Origin of the sequence: Helicobacter rappini, assembly GCF_900198625.1 — a bacterium.
Classification (GTDB): domain Bacteria; phylum Campylobacterota; class Campylobacteria; order Campylobacterales; family Helicobacteraceae; genus Helicobacter_A; species Helicobacter_A rappini.
In genome coordinates, this window is the sequence record NZ_FZPK01000030.1 from 1 (window position 1) to 21069 (window position 21069).

Consider the following 21069-nt stretch of genomic DNA (forward strand, 5'->3'; position numbering starts at 1 on the left):
AAAAAAAAGAAAAAAAAAAAAAAAATAGTGTAAAGAAAAAAAAAAAAGCCACCACACCCACACACCTCTCGACCCTATTTTATTGGTTGTTTTTGTGGTGTTAGAAAAAATAAAAAAAATTGGTTGTTTTATAAATAACAAAAAAAAGGGGAGAAAAAAAAAAAAAAAGGGGGGCTGTAAGGGTAGTTTTATCCAAGAGTTAGGGCAAATGGATAAATTTAAAAACTGCGATGAGTTTGATATTTTACTCTCTCTTGCTAAAGGCACACAAGCCCTAAGCCGCACACAAAGGGCAAAAAAGGCAAATAAATTCCTAGAATCTTTACAGCCAAAGGCTAGAGAGCTTTTAGAACTCTTGCTTGAGAAATACGCACAAGGGGGCATTAACGAGCTGGATTCTAGTGTATTTGTCAATGAGCCTTTTGCTTCAAGGTATAATCTCACCACAATCGCACAGATTTTTAAAGAATATGGCGGACTTAACGCAATACTACAAAATCTTAAAAACGAACTTTATAAGGAGGTAAGCTAATGCTAAATATCAAAAAACTTCAAAACATTATGCGTCAAGACGCAGGAGTTAATGGCGATGCACAAAGAATGGAGCAAATCACGTGGATTTTATTCCTAAAGCTTTATGATTATTATGAAAAAGAATGGACTGCCCTAAATGAAATGAATGGCACGGAGTATCACTCTATAATCCCCGAGCATTTGCGTTGGGAGTCTTGGGCAGTGGGTGAAAAGTCCCCCACAGGCGAACCCTTACTCACATTTATCAATAATGAGCTTTTCCCTACGCTAAAAGCCCTAAATATCACAGAATCCACCCCGCTCAATCAATCCATCGTGCGAAAAGTTTTTGAAGATTTAAACAACTATATGAAAGATGGCTATCTTTTACGCGAAGTGATAAACGAGATAGAATCTAGCCTTAAGATTCACAATAGACAAGATTTTAAAGAGCTTTGCAAAGTCTATGAAAGCTTTTTAAAAACCTTGCAAAGTGCAGGAAATGCCGGCGAGTTTTACACACCGCGCGCCGTTACAGAATTTATGGTAGAAATGCTTAGCCCAAAGCTAGGTGAGAGTGTGGCGGACTTAGCTTGTGGGACAGGGGGCTTTCTTATATCTGCGGCACATTTTTTAGAAAAGCAAGTAAATCTTACAAGTGAGCGAAAAGTCTTTGAAACAAGCTTTTATGGTGTAGAGAAAAAGTCCTTGCCCTTTTTACTTTGTGCGACAAATTTACTCATTAATGGCATAGAAAATCCAAATCTAAAGCACGGCAATGCCTTTGATTTTAGCAATTTTGAAGACTTTGATATAAATCTTACAAAATACCCCAAATTTGACATTATTTTAATGAATCCCCCTTATGGTGGCAATGAGCGTGGTGATGATATTAAAAACTTCCCCCAAGAATACAAAAGCAGTGAAACGGTAGATTTATTTATGGCTCTCATTTTGCACAGACTTTCATACAAAGGCAAAGCCGCAGTCGTGCTACCTGATGGCTTTTTATTTGGTGCTGATAATGCAAAAATCAATCTCAAAAGAAAGCTTTTAAGTGATTTTAATCTCTATCTTATCTTGCGTTTGCCTAAATCAGTTTTTGCCCCTTACACTTCTATCCCCACAAATTTACTTTTTTTCAATGCCGACCCACAAGGCACACAGCACACCCATTTCTACCGCCTTGATATGCCAGAGGGTATAAAATCCTTTGGCAAAACCAAGCAAATGAGCCTAGAGCATTTTGAGCCATTTTTGCAGTGGTGGGAAAGTGGCAAACAAACCCTACAAGATGAAAGCGGGAATTTCAAAGCAAAATCCTACACCAAAGAAGAGCTAGAAGCCAGGAATTATAACTTTGACTTATGTGGCTATGTAAGCGAAGAAGAAGAGATTCTAGCTCCTTTAGAGCTTATGGAGCAAATCAAAACTGAGCGAGATAAGCTAAACGCCACGCTAGATTCCATAATGAAGCAAATTTCTACTATAATTAAAGAAAACGAATAAGGAGAAACTATGCTACTAGAAGTGAGTATCGACAAACGCAACAAAGACGCCATAATTTCAACGATAAAAGTGCGTAAATGAAACTACAAGATTCTATCCAGCAAGAGCTTTTCTCTAAAAACCGCCTACAAGGCTACGCAGATACACAAGAGCACGAGCAAAATCTCTACCTCATCGCACAAATCACCCATAAAATAGGAATCCTAGAAATCATCATAAGAAACAAAATAGATTCTCTGCTAACAAGCCATAATCCCCATTGGCTTGAAGCCACAGACTTTAAAGACGACTTGCAAAAGCACACCAGAGATGCCATTATTTCTAGGCAAAGTTTAGGATTTTGGGTTAAAACCGCAGATTTTCACAATATCCACGCCGCCATTTTCCACACAGGTTTTTTAGAGACTTTAGATTTTAAAAAGTATTATAGAAAAAATAAAAACCGCTTTAATAGGACAATGAACTTAAGGCACTATCACAAAGCAAAGGCGATTTTACTGCTTTTGCGACTTATCCGCAATCGTGCCTTTCATTTTGAAAATCTCTATAAATTCGTTGGCAACGGCTATCCAAGATTGAATATACAAATCATAAATAAGCGCAACGAGGGCATTTATATAGCTATCCTGCCAAGCAAAATTATAGATTTTCTCAACGATGTGTTGATGAGTTTTCTATAGATTTAGTATATTATGCTGAGAATTTAAATGGTAATGACTGAAGAGATGGCGGAAGAGGATCCGCCTAGAAAGAACCAAAATTATAGCATAAAGACATTGAGATTATCTTAAACTATACTTAATTATTGAAAATATATTTAACTTCAAGGAGAGAGATGAAAACAGATACCTTAAAAAAGTCCTTGCTAGACTATGCCATTAAAGGCAAACTTACTGCTAGATTCCGCCGTGAAAATAATGGGCTTAACGCCTTTGATGAAATCAATACTTACAACGAAGCCATAAAAGAAAAACGCAAAAATTTAGAAAAAGAGTTAAAAAAATGTGAAGAAGAATTAAAGCTTGAAAAAGATAAGGACAAAAAAGCCCTTTTTAAATCTCAAATTCAAATGCTAAAAAAAGAGCTTACAAAATGCAAAGAAATCACGCCGTTATTTTGTCAAGAATCTAGATTTTTCGCTAACGCTCAAAATGACAAAAAGGCTTGTCATACCGACTCCACTTGTCATACTGACCTTGAGCGTAGCGAAAGGGAAGTATCTAACAATACAGAATCTCAACTTGTCATTTTGAGCGAATGCGAAAAATCTAATACAGAATCTAAAAGAGATTTTTCGTTTGCTACGCAAACTCAAAACGCAGTTTCTTTAGAAAATGACAATCCACACACCCCACCCTTTGAAATCCCAAATTCTTGGGCGTGGGTAAAACTTGGGGATATTTGTGAGATTTTTACAGGGGATAGCATTAACGCCACAGAAAAAGAAAAAAATTTCACGCATCAAACAAGCGGACTAAACTATATCGCCACAAAAGACTTAGCAAACGACACAAGCATAACTTACGAAAATGGCATAAAAATCCCCGATGAATTTCTACCTTCTTTTAAAATCGCAAAGGCAAATTCCACCTTACTTTGTATAGAGGGCGGTAGTGCGGGGCGAAAAGTCGGTTTTTTAAAAGAAAATGTTTGCTTTGGTAATAAGCTTTGTTGTTTTGAAAATATTTTTGCTTTTTCTAAATTTGTATTTTATTTTTTACAAAGTGGAGAATTTTCAAAAGAATTCAACTCTAATATTAACGGCATTATCGGCGGAGTAAAAAAAGAGAGTATAAGACATTTTCTTATCCCCCTGCCGCCGTTAAAGGAACAGCAAGAAATTGTCAAAAAACTTGATTTGCTCGTTACACTCGCAAATGATTTTGCTATCACTAAAGAGAATTGAAAAGAGTTTGCTTAAACTTGCCCTAGAGGGCAGCCTAAGCAAACTTTATCGCAGAAGCTCCCCTACACTCTCCGCCTTTAATGAAATCAATACTTACAACGAAGCCATAAAAGAAAAACGCAAAGATTTAGAAAAAGAGCTTAAAAAGCTAGAATCTACACTCAAAAAAGTAGGAAAAAGAGATTTTTCGTTTGCTATGCAAACTCAAAACGCAGTTTCTTTAGAAAATGACAAAAAGGCTTGTCATACTGACCTTGAGTGTAGCGAAAGGGAAGTATCTAAAAACACAGAATCTCAACTTGTCATTTTGAGCGAATGCGAAAAATCCACAAAAGAACTAAAACAGATTCTAAATTCTCTTTCTGTCACGCTTTGGAGTTATCTCTATGAAAATTCTTATGATACTTGCTATGATGGGTTGGGGACTTGTGTGGCCCCTATCAAAGATTATGAGTGAAACGCTAAATCCCGAGCAAGCTTCATGTATCCGCTTTATTATCGTAAGCCTTAGCTTTTTACCGATTATGTATATCTATAAAATCCCCTTTAAGATTCCAAAAATAGCTCTTATACCTGTGCTACTTACAGGCATATTTAACACTGCTTATAGCTATCTTATGTATATGGGGCTATTGTATGGTGATGCGGGGAGTGCGGGGGTTATCGCGGAGGTTTTGCCAATCATTATTGCGGCGTTTTTGTATAGCTTTATGAAGCAAACGACATTGCTTAAAAGGGAGAAATGGGCGTTATTTTTTGGAATCTTAGCGGGTGTTTTTCTCATTAATCTCTTTGAAAACTGGCGTGCAATATTTATGCCTTTTAATGTCATTTTTCTACTTGCAGCATTAGCATGGGCTATGCTAATTATTAGTTCTCGTTATGCAACAGAATATGTATCTGCTATATCACTAAGCTTTTATTCTAGTCTTTGCACAGCACTTTTTTTGCTGCCTAGTTTTTTATACTATGGTCTTGCACCTTTGGGGGAAGTGGGTATGAATTTTTGGATTCTAGCCCTTATTGCTGCACTTTTTTGCACGACTTTTTCAACAACGATTTATTATCGCGGCTTATATGTGTTGGGTGTAACACAAGGTGGGATTTATGCCCTGCTGACACCGCCTTCAGCACTTTTATTTGCATGGCTGATTTTAGATGAGATGCCACAAACACACACAATTATCGGGGGAATCATATCTATTTTTACTATCTATCTTATGAATTATTACAATCCAAAGCATTTTAGAATCTTTAAAAGTTAGCATCTTTTAGCAAGGAAGCAGATGATATGATAAGTTAGTGTGTTGTTATAAAAATCTGTATATTGTGTCAGCCATGATTTTTTGATAAAGCGTGTTTGCAGGGCATTTACACCGCCTTTTTTGATATGGCGAAAGACTTCAAGTGGGCTTTCAAACGACAGAGAAATACGCTCTTCATGCCATGATAATAGCTCAAAATCACTCTCTAAATGCTTTTTCATAACGCAAGATTCTATATAAGGCAGTCCTATGCCTGTAATCTCTTTTATCTCCCTAAAGTTATCAATACCAAATGTACCAATCAGTAGAAAGCCTTGTGAAAGCAACATATGTTTTAGATTCTGTATAGTCTCAGCGAAAGGTAACCATTGCAAACATGCGTTTGAAGCGATTAGATTAAACTTTTGTGAGTAAATCTCTGTGCGTGTAATATTACGCATATCAAAGCAAAGATTCTGTGTATTTTGCGGCAGCCTTATGTTTTTATACTCGTTTATATCATTGCAAATATATTGCTTATAGTCTAGCCTTTCAGTCAGCATATAGGTAAGCTCACACTGCCCACAACCAAACTCAAATATATATGAAAAATCTTTTCTTTTTGTGTCTAAAAGCATATTGAGTAAGCATTCTCGCATATAGGCTTGAATGGGCGTGTTGTCTTTATAGCTTTGCTGGGCTTTTAAGAAACGCTCTAGTTGATAGCACATAGCCCCTCCCATGTATCAAAGGCAAAAAATGGATAATGCCATGATGCTAACTCGCATATTACACTTTTGCTATTTTCAAAGGCTTTATAGCAAGTTTGCGGTAAAAAAAGTGTGTCATTTTTCGCAATATAGATTCTATCCCATGTGAGTGGTGTGTGTGGTGTAGTCATACAAAAATCATAAATAGATTGCAACTCAGCCTTTAAATGCGAGATAGAAGCGAAATGAAAATCTTTAGCCATGTCTAGATTCTCTCCAAAAATAGCCCTTTTAAAGTCGTCTATATTAAGGTTTTTTATCGTATGGCGAAATATAGCGGGATTAATGCCTTTTAGTTTATCTATGCCAGATTCTGTGCCACTAAGGGCGATTTTGCGAGATAAAGGTATGTGAGATAAAGGCAATCTAGCAGCTATGCTAACCCCCATAGAATAGGCTACAAGATAGATTGAATCATATTTCTCTAACTCTAAATTTATATCGAATGTAAAGTCAGTATAATCATGCAATAAAAGCACATTAGCTTTAGAATCTAAATGCGTGTAATGCGTGTAATGACTTGCAAATCCCGCAAAAAAGAGTATAAGAATCTTGCTATCTGTATTTCTATGTAGCCAGTATGTTTGCATGATATAGCCTTTATGCTTTTGCTTTTGTAGTTTTATCGCAATGCAAATGGGTATTATACTGGATTATTGGATAAAAATGATTACTCTACTCCACAATAAATATATTGCGTAGCAACATATTTTATCAATAATGACCTGCATAGTATGGCTACTCTGTTTTTAAGGTATACATTTTCTCTTCTACTTGTATATAATAATTTGCAATTTCCTGATATGCCTTCTCCCATGCCTGCAATATCTCTTTAGTTGCATTTTCTTGCAACACATTTTCAATCGCTTTTATCAAACATGCTCCAACGATTGGGTAATGCTCTTTCTTTACATTTAATCTAACATGTGTTTTGCCAATGGATTCTATTTGCGAATGAATTGTATCTAGATTCTCAATATTCATTGCAGCATGTAGTATTGCCATGGCAAGTGCCTTTGGCTGCTTACCATTTTGTTGCTTTGTCATATCAAACATAGTTCTAACTTGTGGATATTCATCAAATAAGATTCTATAAAATTCCTTTGTGATTGTTTCACCATGTGTTCTTAAAACCGGTATTGTGCTTTTTACAATCTCTATTGTTTGTTTATCTAACATCAAAAATCCTTTATAATAAAATGTGATGTAATAATAAACAATAGTTTTAAAATAAAAATTGATATATGTTAATAATCATAAAATTATCTTTTAGAAGTCATAAAAATAAGCACAATATAGAATCTATATAAAGCCAATCTAGAGCAAAAGCCACAAGATTCTATATTATTTGAAAAAAAGGAGGGGGCAAGATAATGTCAAAACTACACAATTACAAATGTTTTCCATAAACTTTTTTGTATAAAAAGTTGAAAAAATCAGTGAAACGCCTAGCCTGTCGTCTCACTTTTGCATTTGGAAAATATTTTCCCATGAATTTTATAACCTTAAATAGAGGCTTTAAGTCTTGTGGGGGAATGTAGCGAGATTCTTCTTCGGAAACATACCAACTATACCCTGCCTTTTGTAACCCTATCTCTCGAATAGGGTCCATGTGATTTATTTTTTGAGTAATTAAATCTTTGTTTAAATGAGTATTTGGATATACCTTTTTTAGAATCTCAAATGCTTCTATAAAAGATTGTAATTTAATCGAATTGACGGCATATGTTTGCTGCAAAGTCTCTATATCTAGCAATAGTTCTTGCTGTATATCTGGGAACAACATTCCTTTTTGACTCTTATTGCCTAGCCCATACTGCTGGTCGATTAATGCAGTTTTGTTTTTAACCACACCACACATAGTGAGATATAAAAAAGACATATTGTGATTATTGTATCGTATATCCTTATAAGTCTCAACTTGCAATGCTTTGATAAAATTATACAAAGATCCAAGAGCAAGCATTACATCTCTTGGTCCATATATCGTAATATTATTATTACCATCATCAGTTAAAGCATCAAATATTTCATTAAATTTGCATGTTTGAAGATCTTGTAAAATTTGTTCTCGATTGCCTTCTTTATATTGTATGTCACCATCACTTCGTAGTGTAAAAATAAAGTCATAGGTAATATTATGTGATATTTCATGTTGCCTCATAAGTTCGATTGCTCTATGTATGCCATAGTAAAGATGATAACCACCGCCTAATTCTTTACCTTCATATTGCGTTTGTTCTTGATTGATAATTTCATAAGTTTTGAGGCAAGGATATTTGCTTTGCAAATCTTTTATATCATTTATATCCAATGCTACATTATATTCAGAATTAATCTTTTGAAATACATTTGGGAAAAGCTTGGGAAAATGCGAACGATATGAAACTTCAAATGGCACAACCTCATATAACGCAGGATCTAGCATACGCAATACCCAGTTTCCCCATCCACATAACCCCGGCCAAACTTGATATGTATCCCAAGTAAATAAAAACACATCAGCATTTAAGGGTATAGCAAGGTTTGTAATAATATCTTCAAGCGTAGCCTTATAATCACCCCTTAAGATTCCGTATAAACAAATTGCAAATCTTTTGTATTCTGTGTGCGACTTAGCAGTTATTTGTGGAATGAGATGTGATAGGTCTTTACATTGCTGAAGCAATATATTTCTGTAATGCTCTATACATTCTTTATAGCATTGTGCTGCACCATTACTTTTTTCCTCATTGATTAGCTTTAAAAATATTATAAAAGATGATGGAATTGCTGGGGTAAAAAAGTCTTGTTGTTTTGCTGTATCTGCTTCATAGAAGTATTGCAATGTATTTTTGAGAAAATAATTTTGTATTATTTTGTTGTCTATATCCTTCATATAATTTTGCATAATGTAAAATGCCACATCGGCGGTTAAAGCATCATCTGCAATAAACCTATTAAGTAAAAAATTAGGATTTACCTTTTGTTTTAATTGAAAGTTTTCATATAGTGTTGCTGTGTCTGCTTCTATATGTGTTTGTGTTAGAGCAATACCCTCCACCCCACCCCAATTTAATTTAGCGTTATCCCAAAATTGTGGACATTGCAATGCGTCGCTATTATTTTTAGAATCCGCTTTTATAAATTGCAATAGTTCATCGAGTTTCCCAATATCATGTAGAAATACACAAAAATCCATCTTCAATTCACTAGAATCTTGCGTTATATTTTCTTTATATAAGCTATATGCCTTATCAAAATCCCATGATTCTAAAGCAGATTCTATATTCTTACTTCTTTCATCTATGCTTATATGCTGCATATATATTCCCCTTTTTCCATAGAATTATAACTAATTATTTCACATCTTGTTATTCTACCCAAAATAATACAAGATATATCTTAGATTAAGGTTGCAATGTTTTGCAGGGATATGTTATTTTGAGTTTCAACATGTTGATATGATGATCAATTCAAAATAAAAATTGATATATGTTAATAATTATAAATTTATCTTTTATAGAGTAGTAAAAACAAGCACAACACAGAATCTACATTGAAGATTCCATATTGTTTGAAAAAAGGGGAGTGATAATATCAAAATGATGACATTATTAAGGTTATATTGAGAGAACTATAAAAATTTTACAACACTATTTTAATAAGTTTCAAAAATCTTTGCAATAGCATCTGTTTTATTTGTTTTTGTCAAAGCAAGCATGAGTAAAATTCGTGCTTTTTGTGGATTTAGATCATGTGCGCCGATAAATCCAAGTTTAGAATCATCACTATTTGCAAGCACAATGCCAGAGCCAACTCTTGAGCTTTGCACGACTACTAAGCCTTGCTGCATAAGACTTTTTAGCACTTCTTTTTGATATTTATGGATACTACCAGCACCACTTCCAGCTACAACTATGCCCTTTGTGCCAGCTTTAAATAAAGCCTTAGCAGCAACACCAGAGCCATCATTTGCATAAGAATACAATATATCAACCTTTGGCAAAGATTCTATTCTATCTATATTAAAGATGCTTTTTCTTGTGTGTGGTTGCAATGGAGCATAGTTAAAAAACACATTTCCATCAAGGATATAGCCCATATCGCCACTATTTGGCGACTTGAAAGTTTCAACATTTAGGGCATGTGTTTTTGTAGCACCTCTTGCACTCTGAATCCTATCATTCATAGCGATCATAACGCCTTTATTTCGTGCCTTTGGACTTGCAGCAAGGGCTACTGCATTATAGAGATTCTTAGGACCATCAGCACTCATAGCTGTGCTTGGTCGCATAGCACCTACTAGCACGACAGGCTTATCACTCTTAATTATTAAATGCAAGAAAAACGCAGTTTCTTCCATTGTATCTGTGCCATGTGTGATAACGATACCATCTACATCAGGGCTTGCTAAAAGGCTATTTACGCGTTTTCCAAGAGTGAGCCATATCTCATCAGTCATATCCGCACTATCGATATTTGCGATTTGCTCTCCTTTAATGTTAGCAAGATTCTTAATCTCTGGCACAGCATTAATCAATACATCAACACCCACAACACCCGCAGTATAACCAGTCGTTTTGATATTAGAATCAATCGATCCCGCAATAGTCCCGCCAGTCGCTAGGATAACAACATTTGGCTTTTTTGAGACTTGTGCCGTCTCAATCGATAATGCTTGTAACATCACTGCACTTCCTATCATCAGCAAAAAAGCATAGAAAAACTTCTTCATACAACACCTTTTAAAGTAAATTTGGAGTAAATCCATGCAGAATTATATCAAAATTTATAACTTTTAGCACGATAAAATCTATTGCCTTTTTGCAAGTTTCTTCAATAACTCATGCGTATCAAGGACTATTGTAAGCATTTGTGTATTTGCGATCTTTGTGTCTGTAAAATGGAATATAAAGCTAAAACGAGTAGAACTATAAGCATTTTTATACTCCCAATACATCTCCATTCTATCATAGAATCTTGCTTGATAAAAGGGTAATCCCCAATATAAAGATTCCCCATACTCGCTAAAATACTTCATCTGCCCCTGCCCATAATACAGGCTATTCTCCACACCAAAGCCCTTGTATTGTGCTTTTAGCATGAAGTCTAATCCAAGAGAGTTGGAAAAAGGATCAAGCCCACTAGAATGCCGCCTTTTACGCTCCACAGACCCAAGCACACCAAGACTAAGATAGATAGAATCCATATAGGGCATAAATCTCTTTTGTAAGTCAAAGCCAACAAAGGCATTATAATACAGCCTATCAAGAAGCCATATATCTTTTATCGTATTTAAAGGATTGAGTAACTCATCATTTTTTGTATGATAAAGCAGGAATGAAGCCCCAAGAAAGATATTATCATGCCACAAATTCTGCTGCAAGAAGCCTTGTGCTAAAAACTCATCAATTCGTTTTTGCAGATTCCCACCATACCAGTCAAATATAAATTCTGCTTTTAAGCCCTTATTTTGATATTGCAGACCAAAGCCATTTGTCATAGGATTTTGCAGTAAAAAGTCCTTACGATAGTAGAGATTAGGATATACGCCGATCCAATGCTTTCGCGGAAAGATTCCAAAATAGCCGCTAAAATTTTTATAATGCGTATCATAATATAAACTCAAACCTACATTTTGTGGAAAATGCGGGATTTTCTCACCCATGTTCATAATGTAGTATCCACCGACACGAAGATTCTGCCCATAAAAATGTAGTCCTATTTCAGGAAATATACTTGCTTGAAGCAGTGTGCGTGTATCCCAATATGGAAAGGAATCTTCTAAATTATCCGCAAAAAATGTAAAGTCAAAACCATATATGAAATGTAAGTCGCTAGGGAGATTATTAGAATCTTTTTGTTGTGTTGTGCTTTGCGTATGTGTGGTGTTAGATTCTTTAGTTTCTAATTGTTGATTTATAGAATCTTTTAGGAATGTTGGGGGGGGGGGGTTAAAGATTCTGCATTATTTGCAATTTTTGTATTGTTTAGAGTTATGTCATTGGAATCTGTATCGCTAGATTCTATAAAAACATACTTTTTTATCTGTTTTGCAGACACTAAGTTGATCGTAGTTAATACACATGAAAATATAAATAATAATTTATACATTATGTTGTCCCATTTAAATATTAAAATCTTTTTATCTCTAAGCTTCAAAGATACTAAAAGCTTGAGATTATACCCTACTTTTTATGCTTTATTGCTATTAGATTAGAATCTAAATTTAGTCTTTATTGAAAGTAAATATCTAAAATTCTCAATAAAGCATTTATAACAAGTTGCTCATAACACCTACACATTTTCATACAAACTAAATAAAGTTTATATACATAAACTCATATTGTATGCTATAATAACACTAAAAGTTTTACGAGGTATATATGGCAAAAAGTTTATATCAAACATTAAATATTAGTGAAAATGCAAGTGCTGATGAGATCAAAAAGGCATATAGAAAGCTTGCAAGACAATATCACCCCGATGTGAATAAGTCCGCAGAAGCTGAAGAAAAGTTTAAAGAGATAAATGGTGCGTATGAGATTCTAAGCGATCCGCAAAAAAAGGCTGAATACGATCAATATGGCGACAGCATGTTTAATGGGCAAAATTTCAGTGATTTTAGCCGCTCTTATCAAAGTGCTGATTTAAATGATATTTTAAAGAATATTTTTGGTGCGCGTGGCAGGGGTTTTAATGGTAGTAATTCAGGGTTTAGCTCATTTAACTTTGGTTTTGATAATGGTATGGGTGAGGGCATTGACTTAGACATTGAAGCAAGGGCGAGTATATCGCTTAAAAGCGCGTTGTTGGGCGATACTTTACGCTTGCATTTAAATGGGTCTAGCTTTGAGTTAAAGATACCAGAGGGCATTACAAATGGTTCAAAACTTCGTGCAAAAGGTAAAGGTAAAAAACTTGGCAATATGGTGGGTGATGCGATAATCACCATTGAGATAGCACCAGAAGAAGGGTATAGCATTGATGGTTATAACCTCACTCAAGTTGTAGAAGTGCCACTCAAAGCAATGCTTTTTGGAGATAAGGCAAGCATTAAAACAGCAAGGGAAGAAATGATTATTAAGATTCCAGCAAATACGCAAAATGGTAAGAAAATGCGGATTAAAAACAAAGGTTTTAAAGATAGAAAGACGGGGCAATATGGGGATTTAATCCTGCAAGTGTATGCAAAATTACCAGATTCTAATACGCTAAGCGATGAGTTAAAAGAGTTGTTGCAAAAAGAACTATAAGGAAAGGAATAGCATGGATGCAAGTTATGATGAACCGGTTTTTTTGATTAGCGTAGTAGCAAAGATACTTGATATTCACCCGCAGACTTTGCGGCAGTATGAGAAAGAGGGGCTTATTGAGCCTTCACGCACTGATGGGAAAATGCGACTTTATTCACAGCGAGATATGGATAAGATTAAGACGATTTTAAAGCTTACTAGAGATTTGGGTGTGAATCTTGCTGGTGTGGATATTATCCTGCGATTAAAAGAGAGAATGGATGAGCTTGATAGCTTAAATGATGATTTGCGGAATAATTTGCATAAACAGCAAAGCACAAAGAGTGTATCAGGCGATTTAACGATTATAAAAAGCTCTTATGAGCTTGTTTTGCATTCAAAAAAGTAATGAATAGATTCTAAAAAAAGGACATATATGAAAACTTTATTTGGGAAAATTTTTGGCACTCGTAATGATAAGATTCTAAAAGGCTACAAAAATCGTGTGCGTAAGATAAACGCATTAGAAGCAGAGTTAGAATCCTTAAGCGATGAAGCTTTACAGCAGAGATTTCAAGCGATAAAAGATGAAGTTACACACAAGCTTGGTAGCTTAGATAGTAGTGATTTCTCCATTCAAGTAGTAAATTCGCTTTTAGATTCTAAACTTGAAGAAGTCTTTGCCATCACAAGAGAAGCAAGTAAGAGAATCCTTAATATGCGGCATTTTGATGTGCAGCTTATCGGCGGTATGGCTTTGCATGAGGGAAAGATTGCAGAGATGAAAACAGGGGAAGGGAAAACACTTGTAGCAACCCTGCCTGTTATCTTAAATGCCTTGTCTGGTAAAAGCGTGCATGTTGTAACCGTGAATGACTATCTAGCAAATAGAGATGCAGCGACTATGCAACCACTTTATAACTTTTTTGGCTTTAGTGTGGGCGTTATTACAAATGCGATACAAAGTGATGAAGAGCGTTTAAAAATCTATTCAAGCGATATAGTCTATGGCACAAATAATGAATATGGATTTGATTACTTGCGAGATAATATGAAGTATAATCTAGATCAAAAAGTGCAAAAACGCCACTTTTTTGCAATCGTTGATGAAGTAGATTCTATCCTTATTGATGAAGCTAGAACGCCCCTTATAATCTCTGGTCCTATTAATCGTAAAATGGAGAATTATCAATTAGCAGATTCAGTTGCAAAGAAAATGCAGAAAGTTACTGACTTTAGCGTTGATGAAAAAAATCGCGTGATTCTAACCACAGAAGATGGAATCAAAAAAGCAGAATCTCTTTTTAATGTAGAAAATCTTTATGCGATTGAAAATGCCTCTTTATCACACCACCTAGACCAAGCCCTAAAAGCAAATTATCTATTTGTAAAAGATAAAGATTATGTAGTCCAAAATGGCGAAGTCGTCATTGTAGATGAATTTACAGGTAGACTAAGTGAGGGCAGAAGATTTAGCGAAGGACTGCATCAAGCCCTAGAAGCAAAAGAGGGCGTAGCTATTAAGGAAGAAAGTCAAACACTAGCAGATATTACATTCCAAAACTATTTTAGACTCTATGATAAATTAGGCGGTATGACAGGGACAGCCCAGACTGAAGCCACAGAGTTTTTAGAGATATATAAACTTGAAGTTGTATCAATACCAACTAACTTACCGATACAGAGAAAAGATTTAAATGACTTAATCTATAAAAGTGAGCAAGAAAAATTCCAAGCAGTGCTAGATAAAATCACAGAACTATATAAAAAAGGGCAGCCAGTGCTTGTTGGCACAGCAAGTATTGAAAAAAGCGAAGTTTTGCATGAATGGCTAAAAAAGGCTAGAATCCCGCATAATGTATTAAACGCAAAACAACACGAAAAAGAAGCAGAAATCATTAAAAACGCAGGGCTAAAAGGTGCAGTAACCATTGCTACAAACATGGCAGGTAGAGGCGTGGATATTAAAATCGATGATGAGATACGAGAGCTAGGCGGACTTTATATCATCGGCACAGAAAGGCATGAAAGCAGAAGAATTGATAATCAGCTAAGAGGTCGTGCAGGCAGACAGGGCGATCCGGGCGTTAGTCAATTTTATCTAAGCCTTGAAGATTCCCTGCTTAGAATCTTTGGAAGCGATAAGTTGAAAGGCGTTATGGGTAAGCTTGGTATGAAAGATGGCGAAAGCATAGAATCAAGTATGATTACAAAATCTATTGAAAAAGCACAAAAAAAGGTAGAATCTCTTCATTTTGAATCAAGAAAGCACCTACTTGAATACGATGATGTGAGTAATGAACAGCGAAAAGTCATATATAGATTCAGAAATGAGCTATTACAAAAAGATTTTAATATGGCAGAACGAATAAAAGAAAACCGCGAAACAAGCGTGCATAATCTTTTAGAGCGAAGTCAAATATTACCGCATGATGTGCCAGAAAACTATGATATTGCAGGACTTTTAGCCGTATTGAAAGAGGAATATTTGCTTGAATTAAGTGAATCTTTAGAAGCAAAAAGTTATCATGAAATACAAGAGATTCTCATATCCGCCTTGCAAAATGAATATGACAAAAAGTTTGCAAATACAACACCAGAAATGCGTAATGAGCTTGAAAGAATCATTTATTTGCAAGTGGTAGATAATGCGTGGCGAGAGCATTTATACTCAATAGATCATTTAAAAACAGGCATTAGCCTTCGTGGATATAATCAAAAAGACCCGCTTGTAGAGTATAAAAAAGAGAGTTATAATCTCTTTTTAGAGCTTGTAGAAAATATCAAAATTGAAGCCTATCGCACATTACAAATCATTCAATTTAACACGCAAGATGTGCAGCAAGAAGAAGAAAAGATTCTATCAAACCTAGAGCATGAAAATGAGAATCTTGTGCTAAATCATAGCGGATTAGAAGAAGAGATAAGGGATAAAAAACCAGCAAGAAATGAAATATGCCCTTGTGGTAGTGGTAAAAAATATAAACACTGCCATGGTAAAAGCGGACCAAAACGAGGCGCCCTTGCAAAGCAAAGAGAAGACATCAATGCTTAGTTAAAGCTATTAACAAAAACACTAAGATTCTATAATATATAGGCTATTTACTTTTAGCTTATAAGTTAATAATTAGAATCTTATTTTTCGAATCTACAACAAATTGTCATATTGAGCGTAGCAGAATATTTAACATAGAATTTAAAAAAGATGTTTCTTATTTACACTCTCAATATGACAAGATTATAGAATTTATCTTATTTAGATGGGTGTAGGCTTGCAGGATGCAAAAATGTTAAGAATTTTTCACTTGCATCCGCTCATTAAGGTTAAAAATCGAGTCTTATTTACTTATCCTTTGCAATGCCATTACGGTTGGCATATATCCTAACCCATTATTACTCATCTATCTCTTTTTTAAAATCAAGAAGTTCTTTAAATAATCTATCAACATTATTCTTACTTTCTTGTGAGAGTTTTTCTTGTAGATTTTCTGTGTTTTTAAATATGCTGAGATTAGAAATTTAGAATCTCATTTGATAATGCAAATAAAATAAGTGAGTAATTAGGTTTAATAAAACCAACCATTAGAATCTAAATAGATCTTATTGTGCTAGATTCTAATAATTTTATTACATATTACACTAGATTGCATCTTTTTTTATATTTTATCATATCAACTTTTAGGTAATTTGCTATATCCTTATCAGCTAAGTCTAGTAAAATAGGGCTATATGTATAGCCCTTATTATTACCCTTTGTGTTTTGATAGAATCTCCCATAAGGGTCTATCATAATATATGAGTTTGTCATTAGATCTTTATCTTCATCTGTTATACAGCTCTTTAAATGTTTATGCGTTCTTAAAAAATACTTGTATTGTGTTTTATTGCAATAGTTTTTATCTGCATTAATGCTTAATGCTTGAAAAATTTTCCATTTATCTGGCTTTATAGATTCTATAAATTCACTCATATTTTCTTTATAGTTGTAGCGATTGACTACTGTATTAATCTTTATTTGCATATCTTTGTTTTTTGCCTTTAAAAAGTTTATTGTATCTTTAAGATAAGCGGTATTATTGTTGTGTGTTTTACTGCATCGTCCTATGTGATTATTTGTTTCTGTATTTATAGAATCAACGCTTATGCCAAACATTGTAAAAAGTGCTATATAACTTTCTATAAACTCTTTTGTAAGCAGTGAAGCATTTGTGATAATTGATATTTTAAAGCCTAGTTTATATGCTGATTCTACGATAAAGCCTAGATTTTTTGATAATAGCGGTTCGCCACCAGCAATATTTAGCCGCAAGGAATCTGTATTGTATATCGCGCCTATCGAGTTGTAGAGCTTTGTAAGCAGCGTTGTTATGTTTTCTTTATTCCTATGTATTTCCTGCATGTTGCATTTTGTATATTTTGCAAAGCAATAATGACATTTATAGTTGCACTGCTCCGTAATATGCCAATTTAGTGTGATTGCGTCCATGTTGTCTCCTTTGTTTTTAATGATTTATAGAATCTAGGGTTACAATCAACATATAATATTGAATATATGGATTCTAGATTCTATAAGAATGCACCCTAAACCCTGCACCCACCCAGATTCGGCAGAGATTCTAGAGTCTAGACTTATTTTCTTATTACAATGCTTTGCTGTATGTTACTCATCTGCCTCTTTAAGTCCAACAAGGTAAGCAAATAGTTCATTAAAGTTTTTCTTGCTTTCTTGTGAGAGTTTTTCTTTTAGATTCTCTGTGTTTTTAAACACACTTGAGACAATATTTGATTGCTTGTTTTCTTTGCAAGTATCAAAGCCAAATTTTTCTCTATCTGCCTTGCTAAATAAAGATTCTATGGCATAGACATTATTTTTTATCTCACCGCTTGCGTTTTCAAAAATATCTTTAAGGGTAATGACTGAAATCTTGTTTTTAAATTCTTTTTCAACGCCTTGCTTCATAGCTCTCCCAGCCCTATCATTATCTACTAGCAAAATGGGGTGGATACTCAATCTTTTTGCAAAAGTGATAAGATTTTGTGCTTTTTGCTTTTGCTCAAGGCTAAAGCTTAACTCATTATTATCACTAGCTTCTAAATCTCCCTTGCCACCAAGTCCGCTAAGAGGCAGAAATATCAGTTTATTAGAATCTTTGTAATTATAAAATTGACTATACGCGTTTAGGATATTATAGTCCATAATGCCCTCTACAAATATAAGCTTCGTTTTATCAAACTCAATATCTGTCCCCAATGCTTTGCGTATGCCATCAAGCGTATCACTTTCCCCATAGCCTAGCATTGAGAAGTCATTGATAATAAGTGAGCCTTTTGGATTTTCTATCTCGCTAGATTCTAAAGAATTTAATGCCTTTACAATCCGCACTTCATCAAGGTGGGTAATATCTAGCATAGAGGGCGAATGTGTGGCTATGATAAATAAAATCCCACTTTTCCTGCCATAGTCTTTAAGAAACTTACGCAAATCCCTTTGGGCGGGTATGCCTAGGCTATTTTCTGGCTCATCAATGAGGACAATACGCCCCTGCCAATCTCGCCTTTGTAGAGAAAATTAAAAAAGAGGTTGAAAAATTTTCTAAAGCCTGTGCTTTGTCGCTCTAGATTGATCGTATCGCCATTTCTACTCATACTTAGTTCTACAGAGTCAGAATCTAATCTAATATGAAAGCTATATACAGATTGCTCTAAACAATACAAATCATTAAAGCGTTTATTGATCGTGCTTTTAAAAAGTTCGTTCATCTCATTTTCTGTGGTAGTGCGATAGTGAGCATCATCCTCTTTATAAGGCTCTTGTATCATCGCTATATCTCTCTCCAAGATTGTAAAAAGTGCTTGAAAAAAGTCTGATTCGCCTATCTCTCTAGGCTTTACTTTTAAGTCCTTTTTAGCAATGGCATTTTCTTTATACAGCACGATATTGGGCAAAAATGCAATATCAAAATACTCTTTAATAATATCTCTATCCTTTTGCCTTTGCATATCTTTTTGGAAATTTTCAAGTGATGTTTGCAAGAGGGTTTGTAACTTCTCATCTCTTTTAAGTGAGGAATTATTCTTAACAACACCTTTTAAATTCTCATATAATCTCTGCAGACTTTCTAGTTCTTTATGCTGATGAAGAGAGGTTTGAAGATTCTGTATTTCTTTTGTGTCGTTACTATAATAACGATTTTCTAAAACTGCAACTGCTTGACTTAAACATTTTCTTATATGCTCTTTTGCCTGTTCAATATCAAAGTCTTTGTATGTTTCCAACTCTTTTGGCAAGTTTGTTTCTAATCCATTAGGTGTTAGTATTGTCCTAAAAATGTATGGTTCCACTTGTGAAGCACTAATGCTTGATTGAGATTCTGTTTGGTTGGATTCTGCTTTTTCAAACTCGCCCTTTAAAAACTCTCGCAATTCTTTTGCGTCATCGCAATTTTTGGGAGCTTTAGTATCGCCAATCACAAATTTACAGGCAAGTTTAATTGCTCTGTCTTTGTCTTTAATTTCATTGTATTTTTTCTGCACGGCACTAAAACACTTCAATGCCTTGCCGCCTTGATCTACACTGCAAAGTAACATACGATTATGCTCTCGCAAAATAAGGCGGATTTCTTTCCTATCTCCTGCTTCATCATAGCCATAGATTCCATGTACTTGAGAGCTTTCAAACATATTTTGGATAAATTCACAATACTCCTCTTGCGTATCACTTTCATTAAGCTCCACGCCTTTTTCTAGGCTACCTTCAGTAAAAAATATCCCAAAAGTTTTACCTGAAAAATTAGAATCTACATCTTGCCCTTGTGTATCTTTTGTAGATTCTGCGATCGCTTCTAATGTTTTCGCATCTGTGATTTTATACTCTAGGGTTAGCTTTGGCTCTCCATTGTGTCTGCGATAGTCTGGCTTATCGCTATCTTTTAACTTAGAATCTGCAAGGCTTACTAACCCATCTAGCACATTACTTTTCCCATCATTACCGCCACCAAGCAGAATTAATAATCCGCCGATATGCTCTCCATCGATAGATCCTAGTTGCAATTTATTGCTAAGGTTTTCTTGCTTAGAATCTGATATGCCTAGATTCCTAAAATTTTCAAATATTATGCTTCGCGTATTCATTTTTGCTCCTTTATCTTAATGTCAAGTCGTAATCCAAGCTTGTTGTAAAGCTCATTTAATGGCATAATTTTTGCCACTTCCTCTTCGTTTAATGCCTTTTTGCTTTTTGCTAGAATCTTTTGACACTCTAGCAAATACTCTAAAATGGGGTCTAGCACCTGCGTTTGTGCTACCATATCAATAAATTCTATTTTCACGCTGTTTTCCTTTTTTAAAAGATTTGCGATGATTTGAGCCCTATCCTGTGTGCTTTTTGCCTTTGGCTGCACGAGATTTTCTACAATATAGCTCATTGCCTTGCTTTTAGTAAGCCCTTTTTCGCTCATTACAAAATCAAAGAATTTTAGTAGCTTTCCGTCTATGTTGTCTTTATAGCCTGTCTCATACATTTGTATGAATTTATATGCTGTTGGGCGAGAAATCTCTAAAAAGTCCGCTAAATCCACAAGGCGAATCTCAATCTCTTTTAGTCGCTCTCTTAGTAAAATTGATTGTAGTTTGGGTGGGGACTGACTTGTTTGGTCTGTGTTTGTTTTATGTTTTTGCTTTACCATAATAATCCTTTTTAGATTCTAAGTTTTATATTTATAAACTTATGGAATTATAGCTTTTGTAAAATATTTTGTCAATATTTATTTTACAAAAAATGTAAAATAAATACAATAATGGAAACGATAACAAAGTCATAAATGTATGTTTGCGACACTAAAGATATGTGGCAATGTATATATTTTTGATTAAAAAATGTTGCTAGTATAATTGGATAGATATCACTAGAA

Annotated in this window: 19 protein-coding genes and 1 pseudogene; 9 read left to right on the forward strand and 11 right to left on the reverse strand. The window is 34.6% G+C overall.

Translation table 11 applies throughout. The features are described 5' to 3' along the window. Nucleotides 1-178 precede the first annotated feature (178 nt). The 6 genes and pseudogenes from C6H17_RS06530 to C6H17_RS06555 all read left to right on the forward strand — a co-directional run. Nucleotides 179-532, forward strand: a pseudogene (locus C6H17_RS06530) (type I restriction-modification enzyme R subunit C-terminal domain-containing protein); the annotation flags it as partial. Beyond that, on the forward strand, nucleotides 532-2022 hold the full coding sequence (locus C6H17_RS06535) for an HsdM family class I SAM-dependent methyltransferase (protein WP_005219170.1): 1491 nt from the start codon (nucleotides 532-534) through the stop codon (nucleotides 2020-2022). The pseudogene C6H17_RS06530 and the gene C6H17_RS06535, both read left to right, overlap by 1 nt. Nucleotides 2023-2099: 77 nt before the next feature. Next, complete coding sequence (locus tag C6H17_RS06540; protein ID WP_005219168.1) at nucleotides 2100-2702, forward strand: hypothetical protein; 603 nt, start codon at nucleotides 2100-2102, stop codon at nucleotides 2700-2702. Between the two features lie 155 nt (nucleotides 2703-2857). Then, complete coding sequence (locus C6H17_RS06545; RefSeq protein WP_005219166.1) at nucleotides 2858-3928, forward strand: restriction endonuclease subunit S; 1071 nt, start codon at nucleotides 2858-2860, stop codon at nucleotides 3926-3928. Then, nucleotides 3906-4385, forward strand: a complete 480-nt coding sequence (locus C6H17_RS06550) for a hypothetical protein (protein WP_158655010.1) — start codon at nucleotides 3906-3908, stop codon at nucleotides 4383-4385. Before C6H17_RS06545 ends, C6H17_RS06550 begins: the two co-directional genes overlap by 23 nt. After that, entirely contained in the window at nucleotides 4315-5193 is an 879-nt protein-coding gene (locus C6H17_RS06555) for a DMT family transporter (protein WP_040462931.1), read from the forward strand. The genes C6H17_RS06550 and C6H17_RS06555 overlap by 71 nt, the downstream gene beginning before the upstream one ends. On the opposite strand, the gene C6H17_RS06560 is transcribed toward C6H17_RS06555, so the two are convergent. The 7 genes from C6H17_RS06560 to C6H17_RS06590 all read right to left on the reverse strand — a co-directional run bounded on the left by C6H17_RS06560 (nucleotide 5190) and on the right by C6H17_RS06590 (nucleotide 12038). After that, nucleotides 5190-5903, reverse strand: a complete 714-nt coding sequence (locus C6H17_RS06560; protein WP_005219161.1) for a hypothetical protein — start codon at nucleotides 5901-5903, stop codon at nucleotides 5190-5192. The genes C6H17_RS06555 and C6H17_RS06560 overlap by 4 nt on opposite strands. Next, the gene (locus tag C6H17_RS06565; protein ID WP_005219159.1) at nucleotides 5888-6532 is read right to left on the reverse strand and encodes a pimeloyl-ACP methyl esterase BioG family protein; all 645 of its coding nucleotides are present in this window, start codon (nucleotides 6530-6532) and stop codon (nucleotides 5888-5890) included. Before C6H17_RS06565 ends, C6H17_RS06560 begins: the two co-directional genes overlap by 16 nt. 148 nt (nucleotides 6533-6680) lie before the next feature. Then, nucleotides 6681-7121 carry a globin domain-containing protein gene (locus C6H17_RS06570; protein WP_005219157.1) on the reverse strand — a complete coding sequence of 147 codons (441 nt, stop codon included), beginning with the start codon at nucleotides 7119-7121 and terminating at the stop codon, nucleotides 6681-6683. Nucleotides 7122-7332: 211 nt separating this feature from the next. Further along, on the reverse strand, nucleotides 7333-9246 hold the full coding sequence (locus C6H17_RS06575; RefSeq protein WP_005219156.1) for a hypothetical protein: 1914 nt from the start codon (nucleotides 9244-9246) through the stop codon (nucleotides 7333-7335). Between the two features lie 336 nt (nucleotides 9247-9582). Next, entirely contained in the window at nucleotides 9583-10611 is a 1029-nt protein-coding gene (locus C6H17_RS06580) for a type II asparaginase (protein ID WP_020995650.1), read from the reverse strand. A gap of 126 nt (nucleotides 10612-10737) precedes the next feature. Next, the gene (locus C6H17_RS06585; RefSeq protein ID WP_148374292.1) at nucleotides 10738-11592 is read right to left on the reverse strand and encodes a hypothetical protein; all 855 of its coding nucleotides are present in this window, start codon (nucleotides 11590-11592) and stop codon (nucleotides 10738-10740) included. A gap of 263 nt (nucleotides 11593-11855) precedes the next feature. After that, nucleotides 11856-12038 carry a hypothetical protein gene (locus C6H17_RS06590; protein WP_020995649.1) on the reverse strand — a complete coding sequence of 61 codons (183 nt, stop codon included), beginning with the start codon at nucleotides 12036-12038 and terminating at the stop codon, nucleotides 11856-11858. A 272-nt stretch (nucleotides 12039-12310) separates the two neighbouring features. Here C6H17_RS06590 and C6H17_RS06595 point away from each other — a divergent pair, with 272 nt between their 5' ends. The 3 genes from C6H17_RS06595 to secA are packed head-to-tail and all read left to right on the forward strand — an operon-like array spanning nucleotide 12311 to nucleotide 16214. After that, complete coding sequence (locus tag C6H17_RS06595) at nucleotides 12311-13180, forward strand: DnaJ family protein (RefSeq protein WP_005219153.1); 870 nt, start codon at nucleotides 12311-12313, stop codon at nucleotides 13178-13180. Between the two features lie 13 nt (nucleotides 13181-13193). Continuing rightward, nucleotides 13194-13568, forward strand: coding sequence for a heat shock protein transcriptional repressor HspR (locus C6H17_RS06600; protein WP_004087982.1), 375 nt, complete (start codon nucleotides 13194-13196; stop codon nucleotides 13566-13568). Between the two features lie 27 nt (nucleotides 13569-13595). Then, complete coding sequence (gene secA, locus C6H17_RS06605; protein WP_005219152.1) at nucleotides 13596-16214, forward strand: preprotein translocase subunit SecA; 2619 nt, start codon at nucleotides 13596-13598, stop codon at nucleotides 16212-16214. A gap of 579 nt (nucleotides 16215-16793) precedes the next feature. Here secA and C6H17_RS06610 read toward each other — a convergent pair. From C6H17_RS06610 to C6H17_RS06620, 4 genes are all read right to left on the reverse strand, one after another. After that, nucleotides 16794-17645 (reverse strand): viperin family antiviral radical SAM protein, encoded by an 852-nt coding sequence (locus tag C6H17_RS06610; RefSeq protein WP_005219151.1) that lies wholly within the window; start codon nucleotides 17643-17645, stop codon nucleotides 16794-16796. A 174-nt stretch (nucleotides 17646-17819) separates the two neighbouring features. Further along, nucleotides 17820-18695 (reverse strand): hypothetical protein, encoded by an 876-nt coding sequence (locus tag C6H17_RS12920; protein ID WP_223808344.1) that lies wholly within the window; start codon nucleotides 18693-18695, stop codon nucleotides 17820-17822. Further along, nucleotides 18662-20290, reverse strand: a complete 1629-nt coding sequence (locus tag C6H17_RS06615) for a hypothetical protein (RefSeq protein ID WP_005219148.1) — start codon at nucleotides 20288-20290, stop codon at nucleotides 18662-18664. Before C6H17_RS06615 ends, C6H17_RS12920 begins: the two co-directional genes overlap by 34 nt. Further along, the gene (locus tag C6H17_RS06620; protein ID WP_005219146.1) at nucleotides 20287-20844 is read right to left on the reverse strand and encodes a hypothetical protein; all 558 of its coding nucleotides are present in this window, start codon (nucleotides 20842-20844) and stop codon (nucleotides 20287-20289) included. The genes C6H17_RS06615 and C6H17_RS06620 overlap by 4 nt, the downstream gene beginning before the upstream one ends. Between the last annotated feature and the right edge of the window lie 225 nt (nucleotides 20845-21069).

Bases quoted from the DNA above. Each gene is read 5' to 3' on its own strand.
- C6H17_RS06555 (WP_040462931.1), top strand. From the start codon at position 4,315: ATGAAAATTCTTATGATACTTGCTATGATGGGTTGGGGACTTGTGTGG.
- C6H17_RS06565 (WP_005219159.1), bottom strand. From the start codon at position 6,532: ATGCAAACATACTGGCTACATAGAAATACAGATAGCAAGATTCTTATA.
- C6H17_RS06545 (WP_005219166.1), top strand. From the start codon at position 2,858: ATGAAAACAGATACCTTAAAAAAGTCCTTGCTAGACTATGCCATTAAA.
- C6H17_RS06585 (WP_148374292.1), bottom strand. From the start codon at position 11,592: ATGGGTGAGAAAATCCCGCATTTTCCACAAAATGTAGGTTTGAGTTTA.
- C6H17_RS06590 (WP_020995649.1), bottom strand. From the start codon at position 12,038: ATGTATAAATTATTATTTATATTTTCATGTGTATTAACTACGATCAAC.
- C6H17_RS06535 (WP_005219170.1), top strand. From the start codon at position 532: ATGCTAAATATCAAAAAACTTCAAAACATTATGCGTCAAGACGCAGGA.
- C6H17_RS06600 (WP_004087982.1), top strand. From the start codon at position 13,194: ATGGATGCAAGTTATGATGAACCGGTTTTTTTGATTAGCGTAGTAGCA.
- C6H17_RS06580 (WP_020995650.1), bottom strand. From the start codon at position 10,611: ATGTTACAAGCATTATCGATTGAGACGGCACAAGTCTCAAAAAAGCCA.
- C6H17_RS06615 (WP_005219148.1), bottom strand. From the start codon at position 20,290: ATGAATACGCGAAGCATAATATTTGAAAATTTTAGGAATCTAGGCATA.
- C6H17_RS06570 (WP_005219157.1), bottom strand. From the start codon at position 7,121: ATGTTAGATAAACAAACAATAGAGATTGTAAAAAGCACAATACCGGTT.
- C6H17_RS06575 (WP_005219156.1), bottom strand. From the start codon at position 9,246: ATGCAGCATATAAGCATAGATGAAAGAAGTAAGAATATAGAATCTGCT.
- C6H17_RS06620 (WP_005219146.1), bottom strand. From the start codon at position 20,844: ATGGTAAAGCAAAAACATAAAACAAACACAGACCAAACAAGTCAGTCC.
- C6H17_RS06595 (WP_005219153.1), top strand. From the start codon at position 12,311: ATGGCAAAAAGTTTATATCAAACATTAAATATTAGTGAAAATGCAAGT.
- secA (WP_005219152.1), top strand. From the start codon at position 13,596: ATGAAAACTTTATTTGGGAAAATTTTTGGCACTCGTAATGATAAGATT.
- C6H17_RS06540 (WP_005219168.1), top strand. From the start codon at position 2,100: ATGAAACTACAAGATTCTATCCAGCAAGAGCTTTTCTCTAAAAACCGC.
- C6H17_RS06610 (WP_005219151.1), bottom strand. From the start codon at position 17,645: ATGGACGCAATCACACTAAATTGGCATATTACGGAGCAGTGCAACTAT.
- C6H17_RS06560 (WP_005219161.1), bottom strand. From the start codon at position 5,903: ATGTGCTATCAACTAGAGCGTTTCTTAAAAGCCCAGCAAAGCTATAAA.